The organism is Citrobacter sp. Cf087, assembly GCF_030334285.1.
GTDB classification, from domain to species: Bacteria; Pseudomonadota; Gammaproteobacteria; order Enterobacterales; family Enterobacteriaceae; genus Citrobacter; species Citrobacter freundii.
The window spans coordinates 252,229-262,939 of the sequence record NZ_JAOWED010000022.1; the positions used below are offsets into that span (position 1 = coordinate 252,229).

Sequence of the window (10,711 nt, forward strand, 5' to 3'; positions counted from 1 at the left end):
AAACCAATGAACGAAGATGATTTCGATATCGGTAGCTGCTCCCATTCAGAGCTGATGGCGTTGCTGGATAGCGACGATATTCAGCCAGGTTCTCAGGCTGGCTATCAAACCTGCAAAACAGTCTACCTTTACCACCCTCTGGGCGGGAAAATGGTTGACCGCCCGATCAAGATGGCAATGAACGAAGCGCGCACCATTCACGTGGCGCAGTCGTTTGGTCTTGAACAGCGTCTGCGTGACGCATTTGAGCGCGAGTGGAAAGCGCTTGGGGCAAACCAGCATATCGCCAACGCCGCCCGTATTGCACGAATTTACGGTGTGTCTGCGGTGGCTATGCTGGTGGACAACCAGGAGCCGAATGAATCGCTGGACTACCGCACGCTGTACAAACACAACGTCAGCTTTAACATTCTTGACCCGCTCAACACCGCTGGCAGCATTGTTTTAAACCAGGACCCAAATGCTAAAGACTTCCAGAAAGTCGAGGGGATCCGTGTTGCGGGCAAGCCGTATCACAAGTCACGATGCGTCGTTGTGCAGAACGAAGACCCTATTTATCTGGCGTATAACGCTGCTGCTTTTGGTTTCAATGGTCGCAGTGTTTATCAGCGCGCCCTGTATCCGCTGAAGTCCTTCATTCAGACCATGCGCACCGACGATATGGTGGCGGTGAAAGGTGGCCTGCTGGTGACGAAAATCAAGGGGCCAAGCTCTGTCGTAAACAATATGATGCAAAAGCTCAGCGGCATCAAAAGAATGCTGTTGAAGCGTGGAAAAACTGGTGATGTTCTGCAAATTGGCGACCAGGACGATATCAAATCAATCGATCTGAGCAACCTTGAAAAGCCTCTGGATTCCGCCAGAAACCATATTCTTGAAAATATTGCAGCAGCGGCTGACATGCCCGCCATCATTCTTAACTCTGAGACTTTTGCTCAGGGATTTGGTGAAGGAACGGAGGATGCACGTTCGGTGGCGGTGTACATCGACAATATTCGCGAATGGCTGGATCCGCTCTATGCGTTCTTTGTTCGCGTCTGCCAGTACCGGGCGTGGAGTATTGATTTTTTCCAGTCGTTGCGCGCCGATTTTCCTGAACTGAAAAACACTTACAGCCTTTATTTCTCGACGTGGATAAATAACTTCGAATACCGCTGGCCGTCTTCACTGAAAGAGCCGGAAAGCGAGAAGGTTAAGGTCGACGAAACGCGGTTTAAGGCCATTGTCAGTATGCTGGAAGTGGTGCTTCCGCAGCTTGCTGCCGACCATGAGAACCGGGCGACGCTTATCGAGTGGGCGTGTGAAAACGCCAACGCCAACGAGAACCTCTTCCCTCAGCGGCTTAACCTCGATTACGACTCTCTCCGTGATAATCCGCCTCCTGAGCCCCCAAAAGCTGAAGAGCCGGGAGGCGGGATGATGTTATGAACACTTTCACCCGAACTGTGAGAGACGCGGTGAAGTTCTTTCTCCGCAACGGCTATTCATCCCGTGAAGAACTGGAGCGTTGGCAGGCGATTATCCGGCAGGCGGCCGAGAATGAAACGGCTGATGACTATATGGCTATGGTCACGCGAAATCTGACGAAAGCATACGATCTGCAGATTGGTCGTGCCGAAGTGCTGAAACGCCACCCAGGGATTTCCAGATTCACCATTAACTACCTTGAGCCAAAACTTCGAACAGAACTGGATCGGCGGATTTTCGCCAGCGCTGATTTGATAAAGATCAACCGTAAAAAAGCTATCGATACCACATTGTCGCGGTTTAGCGGCTGGGCCAGCAGTATTCCTTCGGCAGACACAATTGCGCTGTCTGGCATTCAGGGAACAATGAGGGAGACAGCGGCGCATATCCAGAAAACTGCTGAACAAATGGACTATGAAGCGCGGCGGGTGATGATAGACCAGAACCGCAAGCTGATAGCCAATATCGACAATGTGATTGCGACCAGTAATAACGCGATTGCAGCGATTTGGCACAGCCACTGGCGCCGACCGGGTTACAACTATCGTGAAGATCACAAAGAACGTGACCAGCTTTATTACCTCATTCGCGGTAACTGGGCACAAAAAAATGGCTACGTCAAAGTCGGCCCTGCCGGGTATCTCGACGGGATTACCCAGCCGGGTGAGGAGGTTTTCTGCGATTGCTATGTGACCTACATCTACAACCTCCGCAGTATTCCTGAATACATGCTTACCCAGAAGGGTCGCAAGTTCATGGAGTCAATGAAAGCAGCATAGGAGCATTAAAACGTGGCTATTTTTGGCAGCGGGATAATGTTTCGTCAGGGTGATTTCGTCTTCCTGATCCAGCGCTCAGATGATGGCACGTGGTGTCAGCCCGGTGGCACGGTCGAACCGGGTGAACTGGCTATTGACGCTGCGCGCCGCGAAGTGCTGGAAGAGGTGGGTTATCAGTACGATGGCCCGCTGACCCCGCACAGCGTATACGGCGATTATCTGACGTTTCGCGCCGAAGTGCTGGAAAAGTTCGAGGCGAAACTTAACGATGAATCGCTGGCTGCCGGGTGGTTCCACATTGAAGACCTGCCAACGCCACTCCATCAGCCATTCGCTGAGATGCTGGCGCAGCAGGCACTCAATGAAACGGAAGTCGCCGCACTCATCGCTGACGGGACATTAAGCAGCCCGCAATACTTTATCAACATGTGGATGTTCGCCATCCGGGTGACCGGAACAGGGGTTACCTGGCGCTCTGCAGATCAACAGATGACCTTCCGTAACCCGGATGACTATCTCACCCCCGAATTTCTCCAGCGGGTTGCCGGGTTACCTCTAATCTGGCTGCACCCCGAGAAAAATACGCTCGATAGTGATGAGTTCGCAAAACGCGTTATCGGCACCCTGACCAATAGTTGGGTTGCTGACAATGGCGAAGTGTGGGCCATTGCGCGCGTATACGACGCCGAGGCTGCTGAAATTATGGCGACCAGGCAATTAAGTACCTCCCCAACTGTGAAGTTTGTTGAGGTACCTAAATCAATCATTGTAGACGGTCAGCCTCTGCTGGTGGAGCCATCCCCCGAGCTGCTCGACCACGTTGCAATTTGTGAACAGGGCGTATGGGACAAGCTCCTTGCCCCTACTGGTGTTAAATCTGATTCCATTCCAAATGAGGCTGAAATAATGGACGAGGAAAAAATCGTTGCGCTGATTAATAAAGCGATCGATGCACGTATGGCTAAAGCTGATTCAGAAGCAGCAGATCTGAAAGCCAAAGCCGATGCTGAAGAGGCTGCCAAGAAGGAAAAAGCTGACGCGGAGGCCAAAGAGGCAGAAGAGGCCAAAGCCAAAGCAGACGAGGAAGCAAAGGCCGCCAAGGCAAAGGCCGATGAAGGTGAGTTGAAAAAACTCGAGCATGAAGCAAAGGGAGAAGATGACCGTCTGGAGCGTGAACGTAAAGAACGTGATCTCGAAAAAGCAGACTCTCAACTGCGACAGGAAATTGCAGAGCTTCGTTCGCGCATTCCTACGGAACTGAGCGACGAAGAGCGCAACGAAGTTGCCGATGCGCAGGTGAAGGCTGACAGCGTTTTCTCATGCTTCGGCAAGCGGGCACCTGTTCCGCTGTCCGGTGAAAAGCCGCTGTCCTACCGCCGCCGCCTGATGATCCAGCTTCAGGAGCATTCGCCTGACTTCAAGTCTGTCGATCTGTCCTCTATCGCTGATTCCGCATTGTTGAATGTGGCGGAAAAACAGATCTACGCCGATGCGCAGAAATCAGCAAGTCTGTCGGTTGGTCCTGGCATGCTGCGTGAAATTAAGCGCGCTGATGCCACTGGTCGCCAGATTAGTACCTTTGAAGGCGATCCTGCTGCCACCTGGGCACCGTTCCAGTCGGGTAAACGTCAGGTCACCAGTTTTAACAACCAGGCTTAACGGGAGCGCTGAAGCATGTCTTATTTATCTCTTAATCCGATGGCGACCACAAATGCGCGGGGGTCCTTCGGGGTGCAGTCCGACGGTTATGTTCAGGGGGTTGCACTGGACGACCCGGCAAACCGTTTCAATCTTGCATCCGGTACGGTGGCTGCTACTGAAACCAAACCTCTTTGGGGCGGCGTTCCTGTGGCAGAGCTTCTACCAGGCAATCAGTCAAGCCCTCGTGGATCGACGATTCGTCGTGCCGCCAGTGTGGATGAACTGGAAGGCTTTACTGTTTTCAATCAGGCGCACAACGGTCTGACCACGCCACAGTCGCCGGTTCCGCTATACGCATCCGGTATGAGTGTGTCGTTTTACCGTCTGGGATCAAACATGCGTGTTCCGCTGAAAGCGTCTGCTCAGGTGGTCGCGCTGGCTACTTCCGGCGCGTCGGTGAAAACGGCGCTGGCGTGGGACTTCGTCAACAACCAGATCACCACTGCCGCCGCAGCGGGTTTTGCTGGCGCTGACATTGCCACTACCGCCGTGGCCTATGCGTCTGGCGTGGCTACAGCCACCACTGCTTCAGCGCATGGGCTGACGGCTGGCCAGTACGTAAAAATCAGCGGCGTTGCTCCATCGGCGTACAACGGCACCGTTGTTGTGTTGTCTGTACCGAGTGCAACCACCTTTACTTACACCCCGGCGACAGCACCAGGCGGTGCAGCGACCACGCAGGGCACCATCGGTGCGGTAACGCTTTCCGACATCACACTGCCAGTGAAAGTGCTCGCCGTCGAAACAGGTAACTCCAAAACTGTCACCTATGACAGCTCAACCGGTTTCCTGACCTGGAACAACACCGACAGCTGCGCGCTGGTCTTACTTTAATCGGGAGCTGAATTAAATGGCTGCAATTACCCCCAGCTACACTATCGTCAATCCGTCGTATATCGCGCCGGAGATGATCCTCGGTTACCAGCAGGCGTCAGGTGCGTTTGAAACCATCGCCAGCGGTAATCCTCAGGTCCGACTCGGCGTTGGCGACCAGTACGCCTACATGCGCCGCCTGGATATTCGTACCCAGGTAACCTCCAGCCAGTCTGGTAACGCCAACCAGTTGCCGAGCGTGGCACTTGATGCCCGGATGATTTCCACCCCAACTTACCTGTTCCGCTGCCGTGGTATCTACGATCACCACGACATGGCGGCAGCCGGTAACTGGAATTTTGCTCTGCCGGAAGCTCAGCGTCTCGGCATGCGGCAGGGTATTTTCCAGCAACTTCGTTCTGCTCTGTTGTACGGCATGAACCCGGCTGGTGGTGAAGGACTGTTGAATACAGCTGGCGCAACAACCGAAACACTGCCGGCAGACAGCGCCGGAAATACCACTGTGCTGACCTACGATCATGGTCAAATGGCCGTTTACCTGCTCGGTCACGTCCAGGCGGCAATGACCCGCACCATGCAGTTAGGTCGCCAGTTGCGCGTCGTTATTCTCGGTCCTCAGCGCGTTCTGGGTGCGATGGAGATTCAGCAGATTGTCCAGCTGACCTCATATCAGCGTCCTGGTGGCGGTACCGATACCGTTGGCGGCACCGTGAAAGAGGTCCTGAAAGGGGCCAATGTTCAGGTGGACTGGGTTTATGACGACACACTGATCGGAAAAGGTGCGGGCGGAACAGACGCGGTGGTAATCACCATCCCTGAAGTTGAAGTGCCGATGGTCAATTCCACAGTGAACACCAACGAATTCGCCAAACTGACCCCGTCTCTTGCCGCGAATGCGCTGATGTTCTGTGATATGGCTGCCCCGCGTGAAATTCCGACACCGATCGCGGGTGGCGCCATTGATGTTCTGTCAGAAATGCGTTCAACCGCAGGCTGGGCAGTTCGTCCGGAAGCCATCACCATCCTGTCTATGGCGTACAGCGCCTGATCCATTGTTTGAAATGAACTGGCCCTCACAGGGATATCTCTGCGGGGGCTTTTTTACGAGGGTAACTAATGAAACTGTATATCGCCAACACCACTAAACAGCGTCATATCTTCACCTATCGCAAGCTGGAGACAGGGAGACTTGTTCAGATCCCTATTGAGCACGGCGCACAAATGATGGTTCTTGATGGCTCCACCGAAGAGGTTGACGCGGTTATTCAGCACCACCGTGTTTATGGCCTGGTTGATTCGACAAAAATTGATCAGAGCAAAGATTTTGTCGGTCTTTGCTACAGCATTAACAAGCCTGTTTCGGCAGCGGTAATCGAGAAAACTATTCGCGACAACGATGTTCATTTGACGCGTAACGCTCACAACCTCCGCCAGGCATCGATTATTGCTCACGATAGCACGCTGCGAGAAAGCGGTACGGGCTACGACGGTGATATGGAATTCAGCGTTGAGCAGGCCAGAGGCCGTGATGAAAGCGACGAAACTCAGGTCGTTAACGAGACGATTGTTACTCCGAAAGCCGGGAATAAGAAAAAATGAGCGTAAATCTGGCTGCATTCATCATATTCGTTCGCACAGATATGGGCGTAACCGCCAGCCAGGTTCCTTATGACTCTCCGTCCTTTGTTGTTGCGTATAACGCGGCCGTGGAATGGGTAAACCGGAATATTGAGCTGGTTATGCCCAGCCTGTATGAGGTTGCCGTTTACAATCTTGGCGCATCGTTTCTGGTCAACTACGGTACTGAATCTGTTTTTGCTGAGTTCAGAAAATCGTATGGCCTGAATGATTTCAAGGCTGGCGTAATAACCGGCGCCGGGGATAACTCAACCAGCGCGCAGCGTCTGGTGCCTGACTTCTTCAAAGATTTGTCTCTGGCCGATCTGCAGATGTTACAGGACCCATGGGGACGCCGATACCTGATGATTGCCCAGCAGTTCGGTAGTTTGTGGGGGCTGTCATGATTACCTTTCATCTTGGTGTTATCGACCTTCCCTACGAAGATGAGAACACCACGACAGGGGATGTTGCTGAATATCTGGAAGAAAAATACCAGATTATGCAGACATTTTTTGACAGGTACGGGAACGACATCGCCGATCTGATGAGTAAAGACCTCGCCGCAAATCTTGAAAATATGCTGGCTGGCGCGCCGCCGTTAAGGGATCCGCTAGCGGAATCCATGTCACGCGTTCACGACCTGTTTGTGGCCTTTCTGGATAACGAAGAGATGAACGGCATGTCAGGTGTGCCAACCCGACGCGCGTTGCTGGGTATATCAAAGCGCTTCAAAAATAAGAAGGGCGATCCGCGGGCATCCTTTATCGATACAGGAAACTATCAGGCGGCAATGCGCGCCTGGGTAAGCGGGGTATTAAATGCCTTCCCTGAGTGAGTTGCAGCAGACTGCAAAAACCGAGCTTAACGCCACGCTGACGCAGGGTCTTGACGACCTGAGCCGCTTTCAGGTGGTCACGTTCACGAAGTATATCCGCAAGGTGCTGCCCCTCGATGGTTTCGTCTTCTGGGTGAAAGCTTCTGTTCTGTCGGACGACCCCAGCAGCGAGCCGGATACGGTTGACGTTAAGGGCTATCTGCACCTGACGACCGAAACCATCCAGGACGATGAGCAGCTCTACGACCGCAACGTTGTGACATTTACCGCGCAGGCAGACATCGACCCATTCAACGATATTGGATCGGACGTCCTGTACATCGGCGAGTTCTTTGGCATCCAGTTTTCCTTCTCCCGTCGAACCGGGCTGAACGAACCGGCCAATCTTTATCACTATACAGGGGAGGCGATCTATCCGCATATGCGGTCGCAGATTATCAACTCTGCGGATGATATCGACCTGAGTGACGTTGTGGTTTCCAGTTCGTTGCCTGTATGGCTTGGGCTGAGCCAGTTTATGCCAATGTTTCCGGCTATGCTTTCCACGCAGAACCTGTCGCCTCCCTTCGCGACAATACGGTGCAGCAATGTCTCTCCGATCGCCGGGGCGTTTTATATCGATGAGCGCGACAACCAGTACCAGCTGGTTTCCGAGGATGTGACGATTTCGATTACTGGCCTCAGGAATGCCGCGGTTGAGGACTTTCTGCGATACGTTCAGCTGTACACCCTGCGCGAGAATGCAGAAATGGGCGTAATGAATATCCCCGTTGTGCAGGATGAGCGCGTTACGCAGAACGAACTGAACGTTATCGCCATGCGCAAGACCATCAAATTCAAAGTCAATTATTACCAGCAGCGGATGCGCAACGTAGCCCGTGGGCTGATCCTGTCTGCAATTCCGTCCATTTACCCGGAGAAATAATTAAATGGCAATTGTTAACATTAACGTATCGGTGACCAATCCGCCGAAGCCCTCGCAGCTGCTTAAATCCGGCGCGATGATCTCCATGGGCGGGACGACTCTGACGGCAGGTGAATACCAGTTGCTCACGTCAAAAGATGATCTGAAAGCTATCACCGCCCCGGGGAAAACGATATCAACCATTACCTGGGCTGCAAACCTGGTCACTGTGACCCTCGCATCTCCTCATGGCTGGACGAATGGCAGTACCGTGCCTGTTGTGATTTCTGGCGTAGCGCCGGCGGCATATAACCGATCCGCCGAGGCGACTGTTACCAGCGCGACTGAGTTTACTTACTCACTGAGCAGCGACCCGGGGGCCGCAACCACTATGGGCGTTGTAAAAACGGTTGTTGCTGGTGAAATTACCCAGATGAACACTACGTACTGGGCACAGGGGGCAGCTCGAGCGATCTATGTGCTGGAACTCGGTGACATCACCATGACGGCAGGCGTGGCGGCGCTGAGTGATTTTATTGATAAAGATATTTCCCTCGGCAACACGTACCAGAAATTCTTCTCATATCTGGTGCCTCGCGAATGGGATTCTGAAGCAACTTTCAAAACGCTAACAGGTCAGTACACATCACCGGGATCGTTGGTTTATTTCTTTGTCACAACCACGATTGCCACCTATCAGTCCTGGGTAGCCACAAAGAATAAAACCGTGTTTGCTGGTGTCGAGGCTCCGAATATTCCAGCCACTGAATTTTCGATGGCGGCAGCGTTCCAGTCCTCGCTGTCGAATGACCCCGGTTCGTCGAACATGGTACCGCCGATGGCGTTCCGCTTCATGTATGGGGTGACTGAATACCCGGTTGAGAACAACGGTACGTTGCTGAAAACGCTCCAGGACAACCACATCAACTACATCGGGTCATCTGCAGAAGGTGGGTTGAGTAACAAGATGCTGGTAGCCGGCCACATGCTTGACGGCAACCCGTTTAACTACTGGTATGCAGTGGCATGGGCCGCTATTAACCTTGAACTGGACCTGGCTAACGAAGTGATCAACGGGTCTAACACCACAACCAACCCGCTGTATTACGACCAGAACGGCATTGATCGCCTGCAAAACCGCTCGCTGAAAACATTGCGCAATGGAATTAGCTATGGGCTGATTCTGGGCCGCGTTATCGGTACCAAACTTATTCAGAGCGATTTCAACACTGAATACGAAAAAGGTTCTTACGCGGGGAATGCTGTTATCAACGCGGTGCCTTTTGCTAACTATTCCGGCCTGAATCCTTCGGATTACCAGGAGGGTAAGTACAACGGGTTAAGTGCTGTTATCACGCCGCGCCGTGGCTTCGAGTCCATCACGTTTAACCTGAACGTTACCAATTTTGTAGGGGCATAACATGGCAAACCCATTAGTACCGCAGGGATTCCTCAACCGCGTCCGTGGCGCGGTTTCCATCACTGATGTTCCGGCTCTGAATGTCACCGCATCTTATCTTGGTAAAGACGGGATCAGCATGCGCCCGGACGGTCCCGCTACGGATATTCTGCCGACCATGACCGGCACTGTCGGCAGTCAGGTACCGTATCAGCAGGTTACCTTAACCGTCCACATGCTGCGCACTCAGGGACTTGCCGCGAGCTATCAACAGCGCTTTACGACGGACACAGCGCTTGGCGAGGTGGTCGTTACCCCGGACGCAACCACATTTGGCAACTTCACCCTGCTTAACTGCTATCTGGTCAACTTTAACGAGATGCCATTTAACGGCATGGATGCCGGGTACGTGGTAACCATCAGCGGCTACCTCATCACTAACGACAACATGTGGATCTGACCGTGAAAATCGATAAAAAACTTAATCTGGTCTGTTCGATCAGCCGCGATGACGGCTCTCTCATTTACGTTCACACCTCACCTTTTCCCTACGAGGTGGTGGAAGAGCATTGCCTGATGCTCGGTAGTCTGTTTACCAGTTTCATTGCTCAGATTGGTGGGCTTGGTGCGGCCCGTGTGGCCGCAATGATGCTGCGCAAAAAGCTCAAGAGAGAGCAAGAACTTAAAGAAGAAGATGAAGTGAAGAAGGGCGTGCAGGGTCAGCAGGCGCCAAACATTGTTGATGAAATCCAGCGCCAGACAACGGTCATTTTTAATGACAACGGCCAGTGGAAATCTGTGCCGTTAGATTCTGCGATGAAACAGGGCATTATTTCCGCTGACGAGTTTCGTGAGGTGGAAGGCGAAATCGTTTTTTTTATGGTTTCCTCTGCCATTCAGAAGCCGGAACTCATCAAACCGACGGTGGGGAGCGTGATCGGTATGTTCGGTGGTCAGTTAACGTTATCGACCGCTACGGAGTGGCGAGGTTCTTTACTGACGTCGAAAACGGATACCGATACCCCGAACCAGAATGCCCCGCAGGAAACGTCGTTTATACCCTCCTAGACTGGGCCTCTAACGAGGGGTTCAGGCACGTAGTCAGGGAAATAGCTGGCGAGGAATACGCCAGCCCATCCCAATACAGGCAGCGCTTTATTATCTCTGCGTTA

The 10,711-nt window shown here is 52.9% G+C and carries 12 protein-coding genes; all 12 read left to right on the forward strand.

From position 1 onward, the window contains the following. Nucleotides 1-6 precede the first annotated feature (6 nt). The 12 genes from OGV57_RS03195 to OGV57_RS03250 all read left to right on the forward strand — a co-directional run bounded on the left by OGV57_RS03195 (nucleotide 7) and on the right by OGV57_RS03250 (nucleotide 10,607). Nucleotides 7-1,428, forward strand: a complete 1,422-nt coding sequence (locus OGV57_RS03195) for an anti-CBASS protein Acb1 family protein (protein WP_200014954.1) — start codon at nucleotides 7-9, stop codon at nucleotides 1,426-1,428. Next, a complete protein-coding gene (locus OGV57_RS03200; protein ID WP_200014953.1) occupies nucleotides 1,425-2,246 on the forward strand; it encodes a hypothetical protein in 822 nt (273 codons plus the stop codon). Before OGV57_RS03195 ends, OGV57_RS03200 begins: the two co-directional genes overlap by 4 nt. Before the next feature lie 12 nt (nucleotides 2,247-2,258). Then, nucleotides 2,259-3,905 (forward strand): NUDIX domain-containing protein, encoded by a 1,647-nt coding sequence (locus OGV57_RS03205; protein ID WP_200014952.1) that lies wholly within the window; start codon nucleotides 2,259-2,261, stop codon nucleotides 3,903-3,905. Between the two features lie 15 nt (nucleotides 3,906-3,920). Beyond that, on the forward strand, nucleotides 3,921-4,781 hold the full coding sequence (locus OGV57_RS03210; RefSeq protein ID WP_071684421.1) for a hypothetical protein: 861 nt from the start codon (nucleotides 3,921-3,923) through the stop codon (nucleotides 4,779-4,781). Nucleotides 4,782-4,797: 16 nt separating this feature from the next. Beyond that, nucleotides 4,798-5,829 carry a DUF2184 domain-containing protein gene (locus tag OGV57_RS03215; protein ID WP_016152537.1) on the forward strand — a complete coding sequence of 344 codons (1,032 nt, stop codon included), beginning with the start codon at nucleotides 4,798-4,800 and terminating at the stop codon, nucleotides 5,827-5,829. A gap of 68 nt (nucleotides 5,830-5,897) precedes the next feature. Next, nucleotides 5,898-6,380: a hypothetical protein gene (locus OGV57_RS03220; protein WP_057064603.1), complete on the forward strand. Its 483-nt coding sequence runs from the start codon at nucleotides 5,898-5,900 to the stop codon at nucleotides 6,378-6,380. After that, on the forward strand, nucleotides 6,377-6,805 hold the full coding sequence (locus OGV57_RS03225) for a hypothetical protein (RefSeq protein WP_071684422.1): 429 nt from the start codon (nucleotides 6,377-6,379) through the stop codon (nucleotides 6,803-6,805). Before OGV57_RS03220 ends, OGV57_RS03225 begins: the two co-directional genes overlap by 4 nt. Then, nucleotides 6,802-7,236, forward strand: coding sequence for a hypothetical protein (locus tag OGV57_RS03230; protein WP_003833603.1), 435 nt, complete (start codon nucleotides 6,802-6,804; stop codon nucleotides 7,234-7,236). Before OGV57_RS03225 ends, OGV57_RS03230 begins: the two co-directional genes overlap by 4 nt. After that, complete coding sequence (locus OGV57_RS03235; protein ID WP_003833601.1) at nucleotides 7,220-8,161, forward strand: hypothetical protein; 942 nt, start codon at nucleotides 7,220-7,222, stop codon at nucleotides 8,159-8,161. The genes OGV57_RS03230 and OGV57_RS03235 overlap by 17 nt, the downstream gene beginning before the upstream one ends. 4 nt (nucleotides 8,162-8,165) lie before the next feature. Continuing rightward, a complete protein-coding gene (locus OGV57_RS03240; protein ID WP_071684423.1) occupies nucleotides 8,166-9,560 on the forward strand; it encodes a hypothetical protein in 1,395 nt (464 codons plus the stop codon). A 1-nt stretch (nucleotide 9,561) separates the two neighbouring features. After that, entirely contained in the window at nucleotides 9,562-9,999 is a 438-nt protein-coding gene (locus tag OGV57_RS03245; RefSeq protein WP_000013027.1) for a hypothetical protein, read from the forward strand. Nucleotides 10,000-10,001: 2 nt separating this feature from the next. Further along, nucleotides 10,002-10,607, forward strand: coding sequence for a hypothetical protein (locus OGV57_RS03250; protein ID WP_003833596.1), 606 nt, complete (start codon nucleotides 10,002-10,004; stop codon nucleotides 10,605-10,607). The last annotated feature ends 104 nt before the right edge of the window (nucleotides 10,608-10,711 follow it).

What these genes read in the sequence shown, in the direction of transcription:
- OGV57_RS03195 (WP_200014954.1), top strand. Translation starts at nt 7, where the DNA reads ATGAACGAAGATGATTTCGATATCGGTAGCTGCTCCCATTCAGAGCTG.
- OGV57_RS03200 (WP_200014953.1), top strand. Translation starts at nt 1,425, where the DNA reads ATGAACACTTTCACCCGAACTGTGAGAGACGCGGTGAAGTTCTTTCTC.
- OGV57_RS03210 (WP_071684421.1), top strand. Translation starts at nt 3,921, where the DNA reads ATGTCTTATTTATCTCTTAATCCGATGGCGACCACAAATGCGCGGGGG.
- OGV57_RS03215 (WP_016152537.1), top strand. Translation starts at nt 4,798, where the DNA reads ATGGCTGCAATTACCCCCAGCTACACTATCGTCAATCCGTCGTATATC.
- OGV57_RS03220 (WP_057064603.1), top strand. Translation starts at nt 5,898, where the DNA reads ATGAAACTGTATATCGCCAACACCACTAAACAGCGTCATATCTTCACC.
- OGV57_RS03225 (WP_071684422.1), top strand. Translation starts at nt 6,377, where the DNA reads ATGAGCGTAAATCTGGCTGCATTCATCATATTCGTTCGCACAGATATG.
- OGV57_RS03230 (WP_003833603.1), top strand. Translation starts at nt 6,802, where the DNA reads ATGATTACCTTTCATCTTGGTGTTATCGACCTTCCCTACGAAGATGAG.
- OGV57_RS03235 (WP_003833601.1), top strand. Translation starts at nt 7,220, where the DNA reads ATGCCTTCCCTGAGTGAGTTGCAGCAGACTGCAAAAACCGAGCTTAAC.
- OGV57_RS03240 (WP_071684423.1), top strand. Translation starts at nt 8,166, where the DNA reads ATGGCAATTGTTAACATTAACGTATCGGTGACCAATCCGCCGAAGCCC.
- OGV57_RS03245 (WP_000013027.1), top strand. Translation starts at nt 9,562, where the DNA reads ATGGCAAACCCATTAGTACCGCAGGGATTCCTCAACCGCGTCCGTGGC.